Raw genomic sequence first — 20,982 nt, forward strand, 5'->3', positions numbered from 1 at the left:
AATGTTTGGAGCTTTCCGTCAGTATTTCTCCACTGACCTGGCCATCGACCTGGGCACGGCCAACACCCTGATTTACGTGCGTGACCGTGGCATCGTGCTGGACGAGCCCTCGGTGGTCGCGATCCGCCACGAAGGCGGCCCGCAAGGCAAGAAGACGATCCAGGCCGTGGGCCGTGAAGCCAAGGCCATGCTGGGCAAGGTGCCCGGCAACATCGAGGCCATCCGTCCGATGAAAGACGGCGTGATTGCCGACTTCACCGTCACCGAGCAGATGCTCAAGCAGTTCATCAAGATGGTCCACCCGCGCGGCGTGTTCAAGCCCAGCCCGCGCATCATCATCTGCGTGCCCTGCGGCTCCACCCAGGTCGAGCGCCGCGCCATCCGCGAATCGGCCCTGGGCGCCGGCGCCAGCGACGTCTACCTGATCGAGGAACCCATGGCCGCGGCCATCGGCTCGGGCCTGCCGGTCAGCGAGGCCAGCGGCTCCATGGTGGTGGACATCGGCGGCGGCACCACCGAAGTCGGCGTGATCTCGCTGGGGGGCATGGTCTACAAGGGCTCGGTCCGCGTCGGCGGCGACAAGTTCGACGAGGCCATCATCAACTACATCCGCCGCAACTACGGCATGCTGATCGGCGAGCCCACGGCCGAGGCGATCAAGAAGAACATCGGCTCGGCCTTCCCCGGCAGCGAGGTGCGCGAGATGGAAGTGCGCGGCCGCAACCTGTCCGAAGGTGTGCCGCGCAGCTTCACGATTTCTTCCAACGAGATTCTCGAAGCCCTGACCGACCCGCTGAACAACATCGTCTCCGCCGTGAAAAACGCGCTGGAGCAGACCCCGCCCGAACTCGGCGCCGACATCGCCGACCGCGGCATGATGCTGACCGGCGGCGGCGCGCTGCTGCGCGACCTGGACCGTCTGCTGTCCGAAGAAACCGGCCTGCCGGTGCTGGTGGCCGAAGACCCGCTGACTTGCGTGGTGCGCGGCTGCGGCATCGCCCTGGAACGCATGGATCGTCTCGGCGCCATCTTCACCAACGAGTAATCAACAAGGTCAGCGATGCCACTTGGTACGCTGGACAGGGCACCTCCCCCTTTCTTCCGGCAGGGCGCTTCGGCCCTGTCCAAACTCATGCTGTTCAGCGCCGTGGCGCTGTTCCTCATGGTGGCGGACACACGTTTTCAGCTCACCGGTCCGGTGCGCATGACTATCGCCTCGGCGCTGTATCCCGTGCAATGGGCCCTGCTGCAGCCGGTGACCTGGGCCCGCGACGGCTTCCACCACGTGCAGTCGCTGCGCAGCGCGCAGGACGACGCCACCACCCTGCGCGAGCAGCTGCGCCTGCAGGCGCCACGGGTGCAGCAGTTCGACCAGTTGTCCCAGGAGAACGAGCGCCTGCGCCAGTTGCTGGAACTGCGCGCGCGCATGCCCACGCCCGGCCTGGCCGCGCAGGTGCTCTACGACGCGGCCGATCCCTATGCGCACAAGGTCATCATCGACAAGGGCCTGATCCACGGCGTGAGGGCCGGGGCCCCGGTGCTCGACGAATCCGGCGTGCTGGGGCAGGTGACCCGCGTCTATCCTTCGCTGAGCGAGGTGACGCTGGTGATCGACGCCGACCAGGCCATCCCCGTGCTCAATATCCGCACCGGCGTGCGCGCCGTGGCCTTCGGCGACCCGAGCCTGCACGGCGGTGCCCTGGAGCTGCGCTACATGGGCAGCAATGCCGACGTGCGGCCCGGCGACATCCTGACCACCAGCGGCATCGACGGCGTGTTCCCGCCGGGCCTGCCGGTGGCGCGCGTCGAGAAGGTCGAGCGCCGCGTTGAACTGCCCTTTGCGCTGATCTACTGTGTGCCGCAGGCTCGGGTGGCTGGCGCTTCGCAGGTGCTGGTGCTGCCCACGCTGGCCGGCCAGCAGCCGCCGCGTCCGCAGGACAAGCCGGTGATCGCCGGCAAGTCGGTCAAGAAGGACGGCGGCAAGGGGGCGCAGAAATGATCATGCGTCCCGGCCAGCAGCTCTTGCTGCCTGCCAACCCTCTTTTCATCTGGGGCAGCCTGGCAGGGGCTTTCGGCCTCAACCTGCTGCTCAACATCGCGCTCTGGGGGCGTGCCGCCTGGGCGCCGGACCTGCTGGCCCTGACCCTGGTCTTCTGGGGCGTGCACCAGCCGCAGCGCGTCGGCATCGGGGCGGCCTTCGTGTTCGGCCTGCTGATGGACGTGCACCAGGGCAGCGTGCTGGGGCAGCATGCCCTGGCCTATTCGGTGCTGAACTTCCTGGCCATCGCCATCCATCGCCGTCTGCTGTGGTTCACGCTGGCCTCGCAGTCGGTGCACGTGCTGCCCCTGCTGATTGCCGCCCATTCGGTGGCGCTGGCCGTGCGCCTGATGGTGGGCGGCAATTTCCCGGGCTTTTCGATGCTGCTGGCGCCGCTGATCGAGGCGCTGCTGTGGCCGCTGGCCTCCATGCTGCTGCTGCTGCCGCAGCGGCGTGCGCCCGACCCCGACGCCAACCGGCCGCTGTAATATGGCCCCCACGCTTGTCACTGCGTGTACTGCGCTGCCCCCCGAGGGGGCTGGTTCCCCTTGGGGCGGCCCGGCGGCGAACCGGTTAGCTACTTACTAGTCCTCGCACCATGACCGAACTGCGCAACGTCGAAGCCGACCTGCATCGCTTCCGTGCGCGCGGGCTGGTCGTCTCTGCGCTGGTGTTCGCCTGCTTCGTGATCCTGTTCTTCCGGCTGGTCTACCTGCAGGTGGTCCGCCATACCGAGCTGCAGGAGCAGGCCGAGATCAACCGCACCACGGTCGTGCCGCTGGTGCCCACGCGCGGTCTGATCCTGGACCGCAACGGCATCCCGCTGGCGACCAACTACTCGGCTTACACGCTGGAGATCACGCCTTCCCAGGTCGCCAATCTGGAGCAGACCATCAACGAGCTGGCCGACATGGTCGAGATCACGCCGCGCGACCGCCGGCGCTTTCGCAAGCTCATGGAAGAAACCAAGGGCGCGGAGTCCCTGCCCATCCGCACGCGTCTGTCCGACGAGGAGGTGGCGCGTTTTGCCGTGCAGCGTTATCGCTTCAGCGGCGTGGACATCCGCGCGCGCCTGTTCCGCAACTACCCCTGGGGCGAGCTCGGCAGCCACGTGGTGGGTTACATCGGCCGCATCAACCCGGCCGAGAAGAAGGAGCAGGAGGAGTGGGACGATGAGGACCAGGCCAACTACCGCGGCACCGACTACATCGGCAAGCTCGGCGTGGAGCAGAGCTTCGAGAAGCACCTGCACGGCATCACCGGTTTCGAGCGCGTCGAGACCTCGGCCGGCGGGCGGGCCGTGCGCAAGCTGGCCAGCAGTTCGGCCAAGCCGGGCAACAATGTGGTGCTGTCGATCGACATCAAGCTGCAGAACCTGATCGAGGAGATGTTCGGCCAGCGCCGCGGTGCGTTGGTGGCCCTCGATCCCAGCAACGGCGAGATCCTGGCCTTCGTCAGCAAGCCGACCTTCGACCCCAACATGTTCGTCGAAGGCATCGACTCCGAATCCTGGCAGGCGCTCAACGAGTCGATCGACAAGCCGCTGCTGAACCGGGCCCTGCGTGGCACCTACCCGCCGGGGTCGACCTACAAACCCTTCATGGCCATGGCGGCGCTGGAGACCGGCAAGCGCTCGCCTTCCACCATCATCTACGACGGCGGTTCCTGGACCTTCGGCGACCACACCTTTCGCAGCCACGGCGATGGCGGCTTGGGCCCGGTGGACATGCACCGCAGCATCGTCAAGTCCAGCAACGTCTACTACTATTCCCTGGCCAACGACCTGGGCGTGGACGCCATCCACGATTTCATGAAACCCCTGGGTTTCGGCCAGCTCACGGGCATCGACATCCAGGGCGAGGTGCGCGGTGTGCTGCCCAGCCAGGCCTGGAAGCGTCGGACCTACAAGCGGCCGGAGCAGCAGAAATGGTATGCCGGTGAAACCATTTCACTGGGCATCGGCCAGGGCTACAACACCTTCACCATGCTGCAGCTGGCGTCGGCCACGGGCACGCTGGCCAACAACGGCATCAAGTACACGCCCCATCTGGTCATCGGCACGCAGGATGCCGGGAGCACGGTGGTACAGGACGTGGCCAAGAAACAGCCGGAGAACCTGCGTTACGGCCAGCAGAACCTGGCCGTCGTGCGCCGCGCGCTGGCGGCCGTCACGCAGGACGGCACCTCGGCGCGCTCCTTCCTCGGCGCCAAGTACCTCAGCGCCGGCAAGACCGGCACCGCGCAGGCGGTGACCATCGGCCAGAAGGAGAAGTACGACGCGCGCAAGATGGAAGAACACCAGCGCGACCACGCGCTGTACATCGCCTTTGCCCCGGTGGATGAGCCCAAGATCGCCCTGGCGGTGATCGTGGAGAACTCGGGTTTCGGGGCCGAGCATGCTGCCCCGATGGCGCGGCGGGTGTTCGACTACTGGCTGCTGGGCCAGTACCCGAGCGAGGAAGACCTGGCCGCCGTCAAGCAGGGCCGCGCAGCGACGCCCATCGGCAAGCCGCGCCTGGCGGCCGAGGTGGCCTGGCCGCCCAAGGGCAAGGCGGGCGTTCAAGTCGCCGTGGAGCCCTGAGACCGCTCAGACCTGGCGCAGGAAGGCGTCGTAGCCGGTCTTGAGGATCAGCGCACTTACCACGACGATGAAGACGCCGCGCACAAAGCCGGCACCGTGCTTGAGGGCCAGCCGCGTGCCCAGCAGGCTGCCCACGATATTGGCCAGCGCCAGCGTCAGCGCGAAATGCCACCAGACATGGCCTTTGATGGCGAACAGCAGGAGCGCCGAGAGGTTGCTGCTCAGGTTGAGCAGCTTGGCCCCGGCCGAGGCGTGCAGGAAGTCATAGCCCAGCCAGCGCACGAAGAGGAAGACAAAAAAGCTGCCGGTGCCCGGGCCGAAGAACCCGTCGTAGAAGCCGATGAGCAGGCCCACTGTGCCGGCGGCCAGCATCTCCTGGCGGCCCGCATAACGCGGCGCATGGTGTCGGCCCAGTTCCTTTTTCATCAGCGTGTAGACCAGCACCAGCAGCAGCACGGCGGGCAGCAGCTTGCGCAGGAAGTCGGGCGCAATCAGGGTGACCAGCCAGGCCCCGGCCAGCGCGCCGGCAAACGACAGGGCCATGGCCGGGAGCATGGTGCGCCAGCGCAGGTCCACGCGCCGCACGTACTGCACCGAAGCGAAGGCCGTGCCCCAGACCGAGGCGGATTTGTTGGTGCCGAAGAGGGTGGCCGCATGGGCCGTGGGGTAGGCGGCAAACAGGGCCGGCAGCAGGACCAGGCCGCCGCCGCCCACGATGGCATCGACAAATCCGGCCAGCAGCGAGGCCAGCGTGACGAGCAGGAATTCCATGAACTAGGGTCTGTTCACACTCATTTCTCAAGTGCGAGTGGGGTTAAAACCGATCGGGAGCTACAAATAAAAAGGCACCGGGGTTAGCGGTGCCTTGGTGAACGCCATCTGCTCTGGATGGTATCAATATTCTTGTACGTTTGAGTCGAAGTCTTCCTCGGTTCCTCTCATGCGGCGCCCGGGGCGCGCTTGCGAGTGGTCGTAATGTAAGTCAGCGCGCCAGGCCGGGGACTAGGGGTTTCCCCGGGCCGGATCGGCCGCTGGTCCAGGCTGTGGCACGGATACTGCTTCCCGGCTGGTCCGTGTCCTGCAGGAAACCACCATGCTCGAGAGTGAACGCATCGCCATCGCCGCCCATCTGCATGTGCAGCTGCGCCGGGTCACCGGACGGGTGACCGATACCGAATGGATGGCCCGCAACCTGGAATATGCCGACGACGTGGTGCGCTTTGCCCGCGCCGCCGCCCTGGAAAAGGGCCTGGATGAGCTGGCCGAGCTGGCGCACCGCATGGATGCCGCCATGCAGGCCCTGCGCCCTGCACCAAAACCAGTCAAGGTCGCGCCCAAGGTGATGCCCGTTGAAGCGCCATCGGCTCCGGCGGGGCTGGAGGCGCGTTACGTCGGGCGTCTGCGCTGAGCCGCGGGCTCAGGCCTCGGCCAGGATCAGGTGCGCCGCGCGCTCGGCGATCATCAAGGTCGGTGAGTTGGTGTTGCCGCTGGTGATGGTAGGCATGACACCGGCATCCGCCACGCGCAGGCCGCGGATGCCGCGCACGCGCAACTGCGGGTCGACCACGGCCATGGGGTCGTCGGCCCGGCCCATGCGGGTGGTGCCCACCGGGTGGAAGATGGTGGTGGCGATATCGCCGGCCAGCCGTGCCAGGTCTTCGTCGCTCTGGTACTGCGTGCCGGGTTTCCATTCCTGCGGCTGGTACTTTGCCAGCGCGGGCTGCTCCACGATGCGGCGGGTCACGCGCAGCGAATCGGCCGCCACCTTGCGGTCTGCCTCGGTGCTCAGGTAGTTGGGCGCGATCGCCGGCGCGTCCTCGAAGCGCTTGCTGCGGATCTGGATGCTGCCGCGGCTGGTCGGGTTGAGGTTGCAGACGCTGGCCGTGAAGGCGTTGAAGCTGTGCAGCGGCTCGCCAAAGGCGTCCAGCGAGAGCGGCTGCACGTGGTATTCGATGTTGGGCCAGGGCTGGGCCGGGTCGCTCCGGGTGAAGGCGCCGAGCTGGCTGGGCGCCATGCTCATGGGGCCGCTGCGCTTGATCGCGTACTCCAGCCCGATCATGGCCTTGCCCCACAGGCTGCTGGCCATGGTGTTGAGCGTCTTGACGCCCTGCACCTTGTAGACCGAGCGGATCTGCAGGTGGTCCTGCAGGTTGGCGCCCACGCCGGGCAATTCGTGCACCACGGGCACCTCGTGCAGGCGCAGCAGCTCGCCCGGGCCGATGCCCGAGAGCTGCAGGATCTGCGTGGAGCCCACGCTGCCGGCGGCCAGCACCACCTCGCGCGTCGCCGTGGCCGTCACCATCTCCTGGCCGGTCCAGACCTGCACGCCGGTGCATTGCTTGCTGCCGTCGGGTGCGGTCTCCACGACCAGGCGGGCCACCTGCGCCGAAGTCCAGAGCTCGAAATTGGGGCGGCCATAGCATTTCGGGCGTAGGAAGGCCTTGGCCGTGTTCCAGCGCCAGCCGCTTTTCTGGTTGACTTCAAAGTAACCCACGCCTTCGTTGTTGCCGCGGTTGAAGTCTTCGCTGGCCGGGATGCCGGCTTGCTGTGCGGCCTGCGAAAAGGCGTCCAGCACGTCCCAGCGCAGGCGCTGCTTCTCGATGCGCCATTCGCCGCCCGTGATGTGGTGGCGCATCAGCGTGCGGTAGTGGTCGGTGGGGTGCTTTTTGAGGTCGAGCAGCTCGGTCGGTACGCCCTTGGCGCCGTGCAGGGCGTCGGCACCCTTGTAATAGTCTTCGTGGTGCTTGAAGTAGGGCAGCACCTGGTCCCAGCGCCAGCTGTCGTCGCCGGTCAACTGCGCCCATTGGTCGTAGTCGCGCGACTGGCCGCGCATGTAGATCATGCCGTTGATGCTGGAGCAGCCGCCCAGCGTCTTGCCGCGCGGGTAGCGCAGGCTGCGGCCGTTCAGCCCGGCGGCGGGCTCGGTGTTGTAGAGCCAGTCGGTGCGCGGGTTGCCGATGCAGTGGAGGTAACCCACCGGAATGTGGATCCAGTGGTAATCGTCGCGACGCCCCGCCTCGATCAGCAGCACACGCTTGCTCGCGTCCATGCTGAGCCGGTTGGCCAGCAGGCAGCCGGCGGTGCCGGCGCCGATGATGATGTAGTCGAAGGTTGTGTCAGACATGGCTCCCCCCCGAAGCGGCCTGCTGCCGCCTCCCCCTCAAGGGGGCGCCACCAGCGGCCCGGCAAAGCCGGTTCCGCGGTGGCCGCGCGAAGGCGCCTCGTGTCGCATGCAGTTCTTCTTCGTACATCGGACTTATCTCCATATCCCAGACCCGCTGGCATGACGTGCCTTGATCGGGGGCCACCGCGGAACCGGCTTGGCCGGGCCGCTGGTGGCGTCCCCCTCCGGGGGAAGCCGGCCTCCGGGCCGGCTCAGGGGGGCTTCACTTACTCGTGGGCATCGCGAACTCGGCCCCCTTGCCGATGCTCTCGGGCCAGCGCTGCATGATGGACTTCTGCTTGGTGTAGAAGCGCACGCCTTCTTCGCCGTAGGCGTGCATGTCGCCGAACAGCGAACGCTTCCAGCCGCCGAAGCCGTGCCAGGCCATGGGCACCGGGATCGGCACGTTGATGCCGACCATGCCCACCTGGATGCGGCGGGCGAATTCGCGCGCGGCGTGGCCGTCACGTGTGTAGCAGGCCACGCCGTTGCCGAACTCGTGGTCGTTGACCAGCTTCACCGCGGTGGCGAAGTCGGGCACGCGCACGCAGGCCAGCACCGGGCCGAAAATCTCTTCCTTGTAGATCTTCATCTCGGGCGTGACATGGTCAAACAGCGTGCCGCCCAGCCAGAAGCCCTGGTCGCAGCCGGCACCGGCCGCCTTGCCCTGGAACGTGCGGCCGTCGACCAGCAGCTTGGCACCTTCCTTGGCGCCGTGCTCGATGTAGCCGGTGATGCGGTTGTGCGCAACGCTTGTGACGATGGGGCCCATCTCGGCGTCCAGCTCCATGCCGTTCTTGACCTTGAGTGCCTTGGTCCGTTCGATCAGCTTGGGCATGATCTTGTCGGCCACGTCGCCCACGAGCACCGCCACCGAGATCGCCATGCAGCGCTCGCCGGCCGAGCCATAGGCCGCGCCGATCAGGCCGTCCACCGCCTGGTCCAGGTCGGCGTCGGGCATCACCACCATGTGGTTCTTGGCGCCGCCCAGGGCCTGCACGCGCTTGCCGTTGCGCGCGCCGGTCTCGTAGATGTAGTTGGCAATCGGCGTGGAGCCGACGAAGCTCACGGCCTTGACATCATGGTGGGCCAGCAGCGCGTCCACGGCTTCCTTGTCGCCCTGCACCACGTTGAACACGCCATCGGGCAGGCCGGCCTTCTTGAGCAGATCGGCCATGAAGAGCGAGGGGCTGGGGTCGATGGGGCTGGGCTTGAGGATGAAGGTGTTGCCTGCGGCAATGGCCACCGGGAACATCCACATCGGCACCATGACCGGGAAATTGAAGGGCGTGATGCCCGCCACCACGCCCAGGGCCTGGCGCATGGTCCAGTTGTCCATGCCGGTGGAGACCTGCTCGGTGTAGTCGCCCTTGAGCAGCTGCGGAATGCCGGTGGCGAACTCCAGGATCTCGATGCCGCGCGTCACTTCACCCTGCGCATCGGTGAACACCTTGCCGTGCTCGGCCGTGATCAGGCGGGCCAGGTCGTCGCGGTGCTGGTTCATCAGCTCCAGGAACTTGAACAGGATGCGCGCGCGGCGCAGCGGCGAGGTGTCGTTCCAGGCCGGGAACGCGGCCTGGGCGGCAGCCACAGCCTTGTCCACCTCGGCGGTGCTGGCCAGCGCGGTCTTGCCGCTCACGGCGCCGGTGGCGGGGTTGAACACGTCCTGGTGGCGGCCGGAGGTGCCGGCGACAAGCTTGCCGCCGATGTAATGGTCAATATTTGCAATGCTCATGGTGAAGTCTCCTCAGGGATGAGGGAGTGTCGTGGAAATCAGGCGGTTTTTCCAATGACTTGCTCAAAATGATGGTATAAATTTTTCAAATATGGCTACGCCTGCTGATCCCCAAACCTTGCGGGCCTTCGTCGCCGTGGCGCGCGAAGGCAATGTCTCGCGCGCCGCCACGCGCCTGCACCTGAGCCAGCCGGCCGTGAGTCTGCAGCTCAAGGCTCTCGCCGAACTTACAGGCCTGCAGCTCTTCACCCGCACCCCGCACGGCCTGGCGCTCACGCCGGATGGTGCCGCGCTCTTGCCCCAGGCCGAGAAAGCCCTGGCCGCATTGGCCGATTTCGGCCAGGCCGCGCTGAGTTTGCACAGCACGGTGCGCGGGCGCCTGCGCATCGGCACCATCCTCGACCCCGAGTTCACCCGCCTGGGCGCCTTCCTCAAGGAACTGGTCGAGACCGCGCCGCAGATCGAGACCGAGCTGCGTCAAGGCATGAGCGGCGAAGTGCTGGCGCAGATCGGCCGCGGCGAGCTGGACGTGGGTTTCTACCTGGGCCTGCCCGGCGAGCTGGAAGATCCGGGGCTGTTTGAGTTTCGCGTGCTCTCGCACTTCCGCTACCGCGTGCTGGCCCCGGCCGGCTGGGGCGAGCAGGTGCTGGGCCGCGACTGGAAGGGCCTGGCCGCGCTGCCCTGGATCGCCACGCCGCCCGCCTCGGCGCACCACCGTCTCATGGCCCGCGTCTTCGGCCCGCTGGGCGTGAGCCCGCGCCAGGTGGCGCTGGTGGACCAGGAGGCATCCATGCTGGACCTGGTGCGCTCGGGCGTGGGCTGCAGCCTGGTGCGGGAATCGATTGCCATCACCGAGGCGCAGGCGCGCGGCCTGGTGGTGGCGGACCGGGTGAGCCTGGACTGCCAGCTGTGCTTTGTCAGCCTGCGCGCACGGCGCGGGGAGCCGGTGGTGGCAAGTGCGTGGGCGGCGTTGGGACAGGTATGGCGGTGATGATGAAAAGTGGTGTGTGAGGCTGTGGGATGATTTCCGCGAGATATGGTAAACCGTCCGTCATGTCGAGTTCTTGAATTCAAAATGAATATCCAGCTAAAAATTTGTCTGTTTGTTGGCCTTTCGGCTGCGTGGACCCTTGGCTTTTCTGAAGAGCTCAGACCACCGCAAATTTATGAACGGAATGCAAAGAGCGTTGTACGCATAGTCACGTTTGATAAAGAAGGTGAGCCGATAGCCCAAGGCAGTGGCGTCATTCTTCCGGGTGACTTGGTGGTGACTAACTGCCATGTTGTGTCTGACTCCAACTTTATTGGAATTCAACTAGGAGACAAGAAGACCTTTGCTAGGGTGTCAGAAACCCGCGCAAGTGACTTATGTCTACTCAGACTGGACGCTGCGATTGGGAAAGCTGCGAGCCTTTCATACGCCCAGCCTCAACCAGGGGAAAAGGTCTATTCACTTGGCCACCCCAAGAATCTTGATCTGACAATCGCTGAAGGCCTGATCTCTGGCATTAGAACTATGCCGAACGGCCAGTTTCTACAAGTATCGGCGCCAATCTCACCCGGCTCTAGCGGTGGCGCTCTACTAAATTCGCGCGGACAGCTGATCGGCGTCACCACTGGAGGTTTGGCGGATAGTCAAAACATAAACTTCGCCGCGCCCATTGCTGACCTGCGCGTTGAAATTGATAGGCGCGCGCAGGCTAAATCGGGTAGCGCTGTGTCGCTGGAGGTTCTGACGGGCTCGAAATTTTCCGTGGCCGAAAATCGGTCCCCGCCAGTGCCTGAATTCAAGGATGAAATCGAAAGAACGCAATACTCAAGGTGGCTTGATCGTCAATCGGAAAAGTTGAAGTCGACGATCCCAGATCCGCCCAGCAGAAGGGATTTCCTCCAAACAGTTTGGTACGAATCGAAGCGAGCGGGAATTGACGCTAGTCTTGTCCTTGGGACGATTCAGACGTTAAGCCAATATAGAAGATTCCATGTCACTGAAAACGGTGCGCGTGGATACATGCAAGTTGGGGCCGCGTGGGCAAAGATTATCGGCGACGGTGATGCAGGCAAGTTATTTCACATGCAAACAAATTTGCGTTTTGGATGTGTGTTGCTTCGACATTACTTAGAAGTGAAGAGGGGCGATTTGAATGCTGCACTTCGAACGTACGCCGTGGACGTCGCGGGCTTGAAGTCCGACGACACAACTCTCACTCAGTTTGTTGATAAAGTTGAGAAAGCAAAAAAATTGATAGAGCGCAACTAGGCGCACCACGTTGTACAAGTCAGGTGGCTGTGTCAGTTATTCGTTGGAGTAAGTATTTCTTCAACATCGCAGAACCACTTGCTTGAATCCCATCCACCCCATGTGGCTACGCGAATCGCGGCACCTGGCTTAATTGAAAAGATCTTCCTTTCGGTTTGCTCTACCGTTCCATCCCAGTTTTCGCAATTCATAACGCGGCTTGATCCGTCGGCAAGATCAAGAATCAGTTGATTCGATTCCTTTCGCGCTTTTTGAAAAACAGCGTGGCTCCATTCGAGTGATCCGGATACGTGGGACATGTTTGTGCAGCGCAATCGGGGTCTGGATGAAGGAATAGCTAGAGGCTTTAGGCGATCGGAATTATGCTTATAGGGCTAACCTCTGCCCATCTATTTAGACTTGATCTTCATTCGGTGACGTCCCCCGTCGCCTAGGTAGCAGAATGCCGCTAAACGTCGGCGTAAAGAAGATCGTTTGTAGCTGCTCTGCGTTGTCTGCGGCCACCTCAAAACTCACAGTGGTCCAGCTAGATGGCGGCAGCGAGTCCTTGATGTCGACTTCTGTTGAGGGCAGTTTTCCAGACTTTGCCGCGTCCTTGGCATCAACCTTCAGCTTCAACTGTACCTTTGCGGTGAGGCCCTTGTACTCTGCCGACAGTGGGTTGCCAAGGCGCAAAAAGACCCGAATGCCTCTGGGGGTTGGCTCAACGCGTTCCAGCATCATCAGGACGGATCCAATATTCGACCGGATGACCTGAAATTTCCTTTCGCCCTTGACGTCGAAGACGGCCGTCTCCATCGGGGACAGAATCTGTTGCCGGATCTGCTCGGCTTCCATCTGCTTCAGCCGCTGATCCATCACCTTCATCTGGCGGGCAAAATTTGCCTGCTCGGTTGAAACGGTGCTGTAGCTCCAGTACGCCACGACACTGGCGCTGACGAGAGAAGCGAGGAGGGCCTGCTTCATCTGCCGTACCGCTGGGCTTCCCGTTTTCAAGCGGGTATGGCCTGAGCCACCAGCTTCACCCCCAGTGCCTGGCACACCCGGTTGATCATGTCGAAGCGGGGCAGGGAGGTGGAGCGCAGGGCTTGGTACAGCGCCTCGCGCGTCAGGCCCGACTGCTCGGCCACCGCGCTCATGCCGCGCGCCAGGGCGACCACGCCGAGCGCGTGGGTGAGTTCGGCCATGTCGTTTTCTTCCAGGACGACGGTCAGGTAGTTGGCAACGTCTTCTTCGGTCTTGAGCATTTCCGCCATGTCGAAATCAGGCAACTCGGAGACTTTGACTTTCCTGGTCATGGTCACTCACTCCTCAAGTGTCCCAAAGCATGGGACGGACACAGTTCGCCGAAGTTCGTGCGATTCGCTTTCGTACCTCGAAGCTAGTGGCTGTGCAGCTTCTCCTGCAGCCACACCTTGATCAGCGACTGGTAAGGCACGTCGCGCGCGTTGGCCGCCGCCTTGATGGAGTCCAGCAGGTGCTGGGGCAGCCGCAGCGAAATGGTCTTGGTGGTTGGCTTCAGGTTGGGCAACGTCACCTTCTGCGCCTGGGACCAGTCCAGATGGGCCGTGGAGTCGTGCGACTCCCAGTAGGTCCGCTCCTCCTTTTCGTTGGCGAATTTGGGAGCCGCCTTCAGCGCGGCCTTAGCTGGCTTGTTCATAGATGGCTCGCTCCTTTCGGTGCATGTCCCGCGCGGAAATCACCCGGATCAAGGTTCCCGCCTTCCTCAGCGTGAGGCTGATGTGCAGCGCGCGACCCTCATCGGTCTTGCCCAGCGCATGGATGCGGAGTTCCTTGTCGCTGTGATGCATGTCCTGGAGCATCAGCAGCGGGGAGTTGAAGAACACCTGCTCCGCTTCCGCCACCGAGACGCCGTGCTTTTCCTCGCTCTTGCGGGCGTTGCCGGCGTCCCAGTCGAAGCCGCTGATCTGCTCCAGATCAATCATGGATGCATATTATCAGCATATACAGTTTGGGGTGATTTTCGGGCTGGAATTCACTTCGTCAGATACCCCATCCACTGCCAGTACGTCGCCCCCAGCAGCAACACCAGCGCAAACCCGATCACCGTGAGTACGAGCCCCGTGCGCACGAAGTCCTTCACGGTGAAGGTGTCGGTGCCGTAAGCCACCATGTTTTGCGGGGCGTTCACGGGCAGGATGAAGCCGAAGCTCACGACGAACTGCAGCAGCATGGTCATGCCCACCAGGTTCATGGGCGCGGCATCGGGGCCGCCGGCGATCTGCTGCAGCACGCTGATCATGATGGGGATCATGGCCGAGGCCAGCGCCGTGGCACTGGCAAAACCCAGGTGCACCACGATCAGGAAGAGCGAGAGCAGGGCCAGGATCAGGAAGGCCGAGGCGCCGGCCAGGCCCAGGTTGGCGACGATGATGTTGGCCAGCCAGGCGGCGGCCTTGGTCTGCAGCAGGGCGGTGCCCAGGCTGATGCCGGTGCCGAACAGCACGACGGTGCCCCACGGAATGCGCGACTGCGCCTGCTTCCAGCCCATGACACCGATGCCGGGCGTGAACATCAGGGCGATGGCGGCAATCGTCGTGGACGCGGTGTCAAACGGGTGCAGCACCTTCTCGGTGGCCCATAAGCCCAGCAGGGTGAGGGTGATCAGCAGCAGCCGCTTTTCGGCCCAGCTCATGGGGCCGAGCGCGTGCAGGGCCACGCGGATGGTTTCCTTGCCGCCCACGATCTCCTCGGTTTCGGGCGGCATCATCTTGATCATCACGAAATACAGCGCGATGGACATGAGGATGGACCAGGGCGCGGCGGCAATCAGCCAGTCGCTCCAGGTGATGGTCTGGCCGTAGGCCTTCTCGATGAAGCCGATGGCCACCATGTTCTGCGCGGCCGCCGTCTTGACGCCCACGTTCCAGATCGACGCCGATTGGGCCGTGGCGATCATCAGCATGCCGGCAAAGCGCGAGCGCTGGTCCACGCCGAAGGCCAGGATGATGCCCATGATGATGGGCACCAGGCAGGCCACGCGCGCCGTGGTCGAGGGCACCAGGAAGGACAGCACGATACCCACCAGGATGGCGCCCACCAGCACGCGGTTGGTTCGCGCGCCCACCTTGGAGAGGATGAAGAGGGCGATGCGCTTGTCCAGCCCGGTGATGGTCATGGCCGCCGAGAGGAAGCAGGCCGCAGCGACCAGCGCCAGCGCCGTGTTGGCAAAACCGCCCATGGCCAGGGTCAGCGCCGGGCCGGTGCCCAGCAGCGCCTCGGGCTTGGCCGCATTGGGCGCAGTGCCCAGCAGGAAGGCCATGAGGGCGGTGATGAGCGCGGCGCTGATGGCGTAGTCCACCGCTTCGGTGACCCAGAGGATGACGGAGAAGAGCAGCAGGCCCAGCATGATCTGCCCGGCCGCCGGCAGCCCGGCGGGCTGGGGCAGCAGCAGGACGGCGATCAGGCCGGCCAGGGCGGCCAGCAGGCCCGCCACGTTGACCGATTCGCGGGCCGGGGCCCGGCTCGCGGTAACAGCTTCATTCGATGCCATGGCGGTCTCCTCCTGTGATGGAATGGTCAGCGCATGCTACGCCCGGTGCCCGGGCACTTCTTGATATGCATCAAATGCAGGCCCGGTCGCGGGCCGCCGGGCTCAGCGCCCGGGCCAGACCGGCTTGCGTTTTTCCTTGAAGGCGGCCTGGCCTTCTTTCGCGTCCTCGGTCAGCGTGAACAGGGCGATCTGGCTTTCGGTGAAGGACATGCTTTCCTCGAAGGCCATGCTCTCGATCTTTTTCATGGTGTAGAGGCCGCGGCGGATGGCGGCGGGCGACTTGTCGAGCAGGCGCTCCAGCAGCCATTGCAGTTTGCCGTCCAGGTCATCGTCCACGTAATTGACCAGCCCGTACTCCAGCGCCTCGGCCGAACTCAGCGGCTCGCCCGTGAGGCAGAGTTCGGCCAGCTTGCGCCGCGGGATCAGGTGCTGCAGCACGCTGAGCACCTGGGCCGGGAACACGCCGACCTTGACCTCGGGCAGGCCGAAGGTGGCGTGGCGGGCCGCCACCGCCAGGTCGCACATGGCCAGCAGGCCCATGCCGCCAGCCATGCAGGCGCCGTTGACGCGCGCAACCAGCGGCACGGTGCTGGCCTTGGCGGCGCGCAGCACGCGTGCCACGTGACCGTGCGGCTCGGAGTAGTCGGTGGTGAAGGCCTGGTCGGCCTGCAGGTCGGCGCCGGCGCAGAAGGCCTTGCTCCCGGTGCCAGTGATGACGATGGCGCGGACGTCGCGCTGCTGCTGGGCTGCGTCGATGGCGCGGGCCAGGGCGGCCAGCACGCCGTGGCTGACGGCGTTGCGCCGTGCCTCGCGGTCGATGGTGAGCCACAGCACGGGGCCGCGCTGCTCGACCAGCAGTTCGTCGGTGGCGGGGGTGGCGCGCATGGGCTCTCCTGTGGCTTGGATGGGATGCCGCTATTGTGGCGGCGAAATCAGGCGCTACGATGCATGCCATCACGGTCCTTCGACAGCCCTTCATGACCCATACCCCACCCAGCTTGCGTCGGCAGTCCTTGCCGCAAGGGGTGGCGATCGTGCTGCAGGGGCAGTGGACGGCGGCGCAGCTGGCCGAACCATCGGCCTGGGCCGTGCTGCAGCGCGAGTTGCCGGCGGCCCTACAGGGCGGTCAGGCCTGGGACTTGCGCAGCATCCAGCGGCTGGACCATACCGGCGCCCAGCTGTTGTGGAACAGCTGGGGCCGGCGCTGGCCCGCACAGCTCGACACCTTGCCGGCGCAGCGGGCGGTGCTCGAACGTGTGGCGCGCTACACCGTGGCGATGCCGCCGCCCGAACACCACGGCCCGATCTATCTGTGGGAGCGGCTGGGGCGCCAGGTCTTGCTGGTGCTGGCGCACCTGCTGGGCATGCTGCGCCTGACGGGGCAGCTGGTGCTGGACCTGCTGCGCCTCCTGCGTCATCCACGGCGGGGGCCCTGGCGCGATTTCTCGGGCCATCTGTACCACATCGGCGCCACGGCGCTGCCCATCACCGCGCTGGTGGGGTTCCTGATCGGCGTGGTGCTGGCCTACCTGATGGCGCAGCAGCTGCAACTCTTCGGCGCCGACCCCTACATCGTCAACCTGCTGGGCATCTCGGTGATCCGCGAGCTGGGGCCGGTGCTGGCCGCCATCCTGATCGCGGGGCGTTCGGGCTCGACCATCACGGCGCAGATCGGCGTGATGCGCGTGACGGAGGAGATCGACGCCATGCGCGTGATGGGCATCGCACGCGGCTGGCGCCTGGTGCTGCCGCGCGTGCTGGCCATGGCCGTGGCCATGCCCCTGATCTCGGTCTGGACCACGATGGCGGCCCTGGTGGGAGGCATGATCGCCTCCGACCTCACCATGGGCGTGTCGCCGGCCTATTTCCTCTCGGCCCTGCCCGATGCCGTGCAGGCCTCCAACCTGACGCTGGCCACCGGCAAGTCGGTGGTCTTCGGCGTGTTCATCGCGCTGGTGGGCTGTCACTTCGGTCTGCGCGTCAAGCCCAATACCGAGAGCCTGGGCCAGGGCACCACAGCTTCGGTGGTGGTGTCGATCACGGTGGTGATCCTGGTGGACGCGCTGTTCGCCGTGGTGTTCAGGAACGTGGGCATATGACGATGAGCGCACCCGTGGTCGAGATCGAAGGCCTGTCCTCGGTGTTTCGCAGCGCGGGACGCGAGTTTGTCGTGCACCGCGATCTGAACCTGAAGATCGAGGCGGGTGAGCTGATGTCCGTTGTCGGCGGCTCGGGCAGCGGCAAGACGGTGCTGCTGCGCCAGATGCTGGGGCTGGAGCGGCCGGCGCGCGGCCGCGTCAGCGTGCTGGGCCGCCCGGCCAGCGAGCTCGGCGCACCGGGGGCGGCCAGCCGCGTGGGCATGCTGTTTCAGCACGGCGCGCTGTTCTCGGCCTTCAGCGTGCTGGAAAACATCGCCTTCCCCCTGCACGAGCTGCGCACCTTGCCGCCAGAGCTTGTGCGCGACGCGGCGCTGGTCAAGCTGCAGATGGTGGGCCTGGACCCGTCGCAGGCGCACAAGATGCCGGCCGATCTGTCTGGGGGCATGGTCAAGCGCGTGGCGCTGGCGCGTGCGCTGGTCATGGACCCGCCCCTGCTGCTGCTCGACGAGCCGACCGCCGGCCTGGACCCCGACAGCGCCGACGACTTCTGCGATCTGCTGCGCTCGCTGCACCAGGAGCTGGACCTGACGGTGGTGATGGTCACGCACGACCTCGATACCATCTTCGAGCTGAGCACCCGCGTTGCCGTGCTGGCCGAGCAGCATGTTGTTGTCACTGGCACCCCGCAGGAGGTGATGGTGCATACCCATCCCTTCATCCGTGACTTCTTCTGCGGGGAGCGTGGGCGGCGGGCGCAAGCCCTGTTGCATGATGCGACCAAAGACGGGTAGAAAGCAGCTTATGGAAAACAAGGCCCATGCACTGGCCGCCGGCACTTTTGTGCTGCTGGTGACGGCGCTGCTGGTGGCGCTGGCGGTCTGGCTCACGCGCCAGGCTGGTGAGGTGCGCAGTTACGAGGTGTCCACACGCGATGCCGTCACCGGCCTGCAGTCGCAGGCCTCGGTGCGCTTTCGCGGCGTCAAGGTCGGCAAGGTGGCGGACATCGGTTTCGACCCGCTGAGCCCGGGCCTGGTGCTGGTGCGCCTGGAGCTGGACGCCAGCGCGCCCATCACCCGCTCGACCTATGCCAGCCTGGGCTACCAGGGCCTGACCGGCATTGCCTTCGTGCAGCTCGACGACAGCGGCGAGTCGCGCGAGTCGCTGGCTGTGGTGGGCGGCCAGACGCCGCGCATCCCCATGCGTCCGGGCCTGATGGACCAGTGGTCGCGCCAGGGGGAGCGCCTGCTGGGCCAGCTGGAGGAAACGACGCGTCGCGTCAACCAGCTGCTGGCACCCGAGAATCAGCGGGCGCTGCGCAAGAGCATCGACGCCCTGGGCGAGGCGGCCGCGGCCGTGCCACCGGCCATGCAGGAGGCGCGCGTCTCCTTCCAGGCCATGCGCGAGTCGGCCAACAGTGTTGGCGCCAGCGCCGAACAGGTGCGCAAGACGGCCGACCACTATGCGGGCCTGGCCCAGCGCCTGCAGCAACCCGGCGGCACGCTGGACCAGTTGCAACAGGGCGTGGGCGCGCTGGCCAGCACCGGCCAGGCCCTGCAGCAGTCCAGCCTGCCGCGCCTGAACCGTGCGCTTGATGACGCCGGCCGCTCGGTGCGCCAGGTGGGGCGCGCCGCCACCACGCTGGACGACAACCCCCAGGCCCTGATCTACGGCCCGGCCCTGGCCCTGCCCGGTCCGGGTGAACCCGGTTTTGTCGTGCCGCGAGGTGCGCGATGAGGAGAGTTGAATTGACGCAAACCGCTGTCTCGTTGCGGAGCGCCGCCCGATGGGCGCTGCTGCTGATCTCGGTGGCCCTGCTGTCGGCCTGCGCCGGCCTGCCCGAACGCGCCCCAGCGCCGCTGCGCTACGACTTCGGTCCGGCCGCCGCCGTCACCCCGCAGGTGGCGGGTACGCGGCCGCTGCTGGCCTTGCGCGTGCAGGCCAGTCCGGCGCTGGACAGCCCGGCCATGCTGTATCGCCTGGCGTATGCCGATGCGCAGCAGCTGCGTGCCTACAGCCAGGCCCGCTGGGCCATGGTGCCCGCCGAACTCCTGCAGCAGCGCCTGCGCGAGGGCCTGGGCCGGCAGTACGTGCTGCCGCCGGCGGGTGACGCTGCGCCGCGCCTGCTGCACATCGAACTCGAAGAGTTCAGCCAGCTGTTCAGCAGCGCAGACCAAAGCGCCGGCCTGCTGCGCCTGCGCGCCAGCCTGCTGCAGCGCACGGCCGGCGGTGAACAGCTGCTGGCCCAACGTGAACTGCAGCTGCAGCAGCCGGCTGCCAGTGCCGACGCCGCGGGTGGGGTGCGCGCTTTGGGTGCGGCGACCGATGCCGCGGTGATCGAATTGGTGCAGTGGCTGCAAATGCAACGATAAGCATGCATACAAACTGAGGGTTGCCCCAGGATGGTGCAAACCCCAGTATCTTCAGTGCCCTGAATCAGGCACGCTCCTTGCGGATAGGGTGATATTCAACACCACCACAGGAGCTTCCTCATGAAACTGGATCGTCGTTCGTTTGTTTCCAAGAGCGTGACCGGTGCCGCTGCCGCAGGCGCGCTGGCCTTCCCCATGGTCGCCAAGGCGCAGCAGAGCTTCAACTGGAAGATGACCAGCGCCTATCCCAAGGGCTCGCCCTTCTATATGGACGGCCCGGGCAGCGCGACCGATCTGGCCAAGCGCATCGCGGACATGTCCGGCGGCCGCCTGAAGATCCAGGTCTTCGGTGCCGGTGAGCTGATCCCGGCCTTCGAGGGTTTCGACGCCGTGCGTGCCGGCACGGTGGAGATGAACCATGCCAACAGCTATTTCTGGACCGGCAAGACCTTTGCCGCCCAGTACTTCACCGCCGTGCCTTTCGGCCTGAACTTTCAGGGCATGAACGGCTGGTTGTATGACGGCGGCGGCATCGACCTGTGGAACGAGGTCTACGCACCCTTCGGGATGGTGGCCATGCCCTGCGGCAACACCGGCGTGCAGATGACGGGCTGGTTCAAGAAAGAGATCAAGAGCGTTGCCGACCTCAAGGGCCTGAAGATGCGCATCCCCGGCCTGGCCGGCAAGGTCTACGCCAACCTGGGCGTGGACGTGAAGGTGCTGCCCGGCGGCGAGATCTTCCCCGCGCTGGAGCGCGGCGTGATCGATGCGGCCGAGTTCGTCGGCCCCTACCAGGACCGCCGCCTGGGCCTGCAGAAAGCCGCCAAGTACTACTACACCACCGGCTGGCACGAGGCCGCTACCGTTTCCGAACTGCTGATCAACAAGGCCGCCTGGGACAAGCTGCCCAAGGACCTGCAGGCCATCGTGCAGAACGCCTCGGCCGCCTGCAACGTCATCAGCGAGGGCTGGTGCCAGAAGGCCAACTCCGAGGCCATGGAAGACCTGGTCAAGAACCAGAAGGTCATTGCCAAGCCCTTGCCCGATGCCGTGATCCAGGCGCTGCGCGTGGAGACCGACAAGGTGCTGGCCGAGGCCGTGGCCAAGGACCCGCTGGTCAAGAAGGTGCACGACTCCTACATGGGCTTCAAGGCCAAGTACGACCGCTGGGTCGAGGTCAGCGAAGAGCAGTACCACACCAAGGTACGCGGCTGAACGAGGGC

At 65.4% G+C, this 20,982-nt stretch carries 22 protein-coding genes; 12 read left to right on the top strand and 10 right to left on the bottom strand.

Annotation, left to right across the window (positions count from 1 at the left end):
- Position 1 precedes the first annotated feature (1 nt).
- The 4 genes from AC1RRP_RS19025 (at position 2) to mrdA (ending at position 4,619) form a co-directional block, all read left to right on the top strand.
- On the top strand, positions 2-1,045 hold the full coding sequence (locus tag AC1RRP_RS19025) for a rod shape-determining protein (RefSeq protein ID WP_057674180.1): 1,044 nt from the start codon (positions 2-4) through the stop codon (positions 1,043-1,045).
- A 15-nt stretch (positions 1,046-1,060) separates the two neighbouring features.
- Positions 1,061-1,999 carry a rod shape-determining protein MreC gene (gene mreC, locus AC1RRP_RS19030; protein WP_493038940.1) on the top strand — a complete coding sequence of 313 codons (939 nt, stop codon included), beginning with the start codon at positions 1,061-1,063 and terminating at the stop codon, positions 1,997-1,999.
- Positions 1,996-2,526, top strand: coding sequence for a rod shape-determining protein MreD (gene mreD / locus AC1RRP_RS19035; RefSeq protein ID WP_493038941.1), 531 nt, complete (start codon positions 1,996-1,998; stop codon positions 2,524-2,526). Before mreC ends, mreD begins: the two co-directional genes overlap by 4 nt.
- A gap of 110 nt (positions 2,527-2,636) precedes the next feature.
- Entirely contained in the window at positions 2,637-4,619 is a 1,983-nt protein-coding gene (gene mrdA, locus AC1RRP_RS19040) for a penicillin-binding protein 2 (RefSeq protein ID WP_493038942.1), read from the top strand.
- Between the two features lie 6 nt (positions 4,620-4,625).
- Here the strand turns inward: mrdA and AC1RRP_RS19045 are convergent, their stop codons facing one another.
- Positions 4,626-5,390, bottom strand: a complete 765-nt coding sequence (locus tag AC1RRP_RS19045) for a sulfite exporter TauE/SafE family protein (RefSeq protein ID WP_493038943.1) — start codon at positions 5,388-5,390, stop codon at positions 4,626-4,628.
- Positions 5,391-5,712: 322 nt separating this feature from the next.
- Between AC1RRP_RS19045 and AC1RRP_RS19050 the strand changes: the two genes are divergently transcribed.
- On the top strand, positions 5,713-6,027 hold the full coding sequence (locus AC1RRP_RS19050) for a hypothetical protein (protein WP_493038944.1): 315 nt from the start codon (positions 5,713-5,715) through the stop codon (positions 6,025-6,027).
- A gap of 9 nt (positions 6,028-6,036) precedes the next feature.
- Here the strand turns inward: AC1RRP_RS19050 and AC1RRP_RS19055 are convergent, their stop codons facing one another.
- Together AC1RRP_RS19055 and AC1RRP_RS19060 are read right to left on the bottom strand one after the other, a co-directional pair.
- Positions 6,037-7,743 (bottom strand): GMC family oxidoreductase, encoded by a 1,707-nt coding sequence (locus AC1RRP_RS19055; RefSeq protein WP_493038945.1) that lies wholly within the window; start codon positions 7,741-7,743, stop codon positions 6,037-6,039.
- A 262-nt stretch (positions 7,744-8,005) separates the two neighbouring features.
- Positions 8,006-9,517, bottom strand: coding sequence for a CoA-acylating methylmalonate-semialdehyde dehydrogenase (locus AC1RRP_RS19060; protein ID WP_493038946.1), 1,512 nt, complete (start codon positions 9,515-9,517; stop codon positions 8,006-8,008).
- 91 nt (positions 9,518-9,608) lie between these two features.
- Between AC1RRP_RS19060 and AC1RRP_RS19065 the strand changes: the two genes are divergently transcribed.
- Positions 9,609-10,508, top strand: a complete 900-nt coding sequence (locus tag AC1RRP_RS19065; RefSeq protein ID WP_493038947.1) for a LysR family transcriptional regulator — start codon at positions 9,609-9,611, stop codon at positions 10,506-10,508.
- A gap of 84 nt (positions 10,509-10,592) precedes the next feature.
- Complete coding sequence (locus AC1RRP_RS19070; RefSeq protein ID WP_493038948.1) at positions 10,593-11,777, top strand: trypsin-like peptidase domain-containing protein; 1,185 nt, start codon at positions 10,593-10,595, stop codon at positions 11,775-11,777.
- Positions 11,778-11,809: 32 nt separating this feature from the next.
- On the opposite strand, the gene AC1RRP_RS19075 is transcribed toward AC1RRP_RS19070, so the two are convergent.
- From AC1RRP_RS19075 to AC1RRP_RS19105, 7 genes are all read right to left on the bottom strand, one after another.
- Entirely contained in the window at positions 11,810-12,076 is a 267-nt protein-coding gene (locus AC1RRP_RS19075; RefSeq protein WP_493038949.1) for a hypothetical protein, read from the bottom strand.
- A gap of 94 nt (positions 12,077-12,170) precedes the next feature.
- Complete coding sequence (locus AC1RRP_RS19080) at positions 12,171-12,743, bottom strand: hypothetical protein (RefSeq protein ID WP_493038950.1); 573 nt, start codon at positions 12,741-12,743, stop codon at positions 12,171-12,173.
- 26 nt (positions 12,744-12,769) lie between these two features.
- Positions 12,770-13,075 (bottom strand): addiction module antidote protein, encoded by a 306-nt coding sequence (locus AC1RRP_RS19085; RefSeq protein WP_493038951.1) that lies wholly within the window; start codon positions 13,073-13,075, stop codon positions 12,770-12,772.
- An 83-nt stretch (positions 13,076-13,158) separates the two neighbouring features.
- The gene (locus AC1RRP_RS19090) at positions 13,159-13,437 is read right to left on the bottom strand and encodes a BrnA antitoxin family protein (RefSeq protein WP_493038952.1); all 279 of its coding nucleotides are present in this window, start codon (positions 13,435-13,437) and stop codon (positions 13,159-13,161) included.
- Positions 13,421-13,723 carry a BrnT family toxin gene (locus AC1RRP_RS19095; protein WP_493038953.1) on the bottom strand — a complete coding sequence of 101 codons (303 nt, stop codon included), beginning with the start codon at positions 13,721-13,723 and terminating at the stop codon, positions 13,421-13,423. The genes AC1RRP_RS19090 and AC1RRP_RS19095 overlap by 17 nt, the downstream gene beginning before the upstream one ends.
- Positions 13,724-13,773: 50 nt before the next feature.
- Positions 13,774-15,291: a DASS family sodium-coupled anion symporter gene (locus AC1RRP_RS19100; protein WP_493038954.1), complete on the bottom strand. Its 1,518-nt coding sequence runs from the start codon at positions 15,289-15,291 to the stop codon at positions 13,774-13,776.
- A 102-nt stretch (positions 15,292-15,393) separates the two neighbouring features.
- Positions 15,394-16,176, bottom strand: a complete 783-nt coding sequence (locus AC1RRP_RS19105; RefSeq protein WP_493038955.1) for an enoyl-CoA hydratase/isomerase family protein — start codon at positions 16,174-16,176, stop codon at positions 15,394-15,396.
- 92 nt (positions 16,177-16,268) lie between these two features.
- On the opposite strand from AC1RRP_RS19105, the gene AC1RRP_RS19110 reads away from it, so the two are divergent.
- The 5 genes from AC1RRP_RS19110 (at position 16,269) to AC1RRP_RS19130 (ending at position 20,974) form a co-directional block, all read left to right on the top strand.
- On the top strand, positions 16,269-17,390 hold the full coding sequence (locus tag AC1RRP_RS19110; protein WP_493038956.1) for an MlaE family ABC transporter permease: 1,122 nt from the start codon (positions 16,269-16,271) through the stop codon (positions 17,388-17,390).
- A gap of 2 nt (positions 17,391-17,392) precedes the next feature.
- Entirely contained in the window at positions 17,393-18,181 is a 789-nt protein-coding gene (locus AC1RRP_RS19115) for an ABC transporter ATP-binding protein (protein ID WP_493038981.1), read from the top strand.
- Positions 18,182-18,191: 10 nt separating this feature from the next.
- Positions 18,192-19,124, top strand: a complete 933-nt coding sequence (locus AC1RRP_RS19120; RefSeq protein ID WP_493038957.1) for an MlaD family protein — start codon at positions 18,192-18,194, stop codon at positions 19,122-19,124.
- Between the two features lie 11 nt (positions 19,125-19,135).
- Positions 19,136-19,759 (top strand): ABC-type transport auxiliary lipoprotein family protein, encoded by a 624-nt coding sequence (locus tag AC1RRP_RS19125; RefSeq protein ID WP_493038958.1) that lies wholly within the window; start codon positions 19,136-19,138, stop codon positions 19,757-19,759.
- A 120-nt stretch (positions 19,760-19,879) separates the two neighbouring features.
- On the top strand, positions 19,880-20,974 hold the full coding sequence (locus tag AC1RRP_RS19130; protein ID WP_493038959.1) for a TRAP transporter substrate-binding protein: 1,095 nt from the start codon (positions 19,880-19,882) through the stop codon (positions 20,972-20,974).
- Positions 20,975-20,982 lie beyond the last annotated feature (8 nt).

The organism is Hylemonella sp. GW821-FHT12C09 (genome assembly GCF_058807395.1).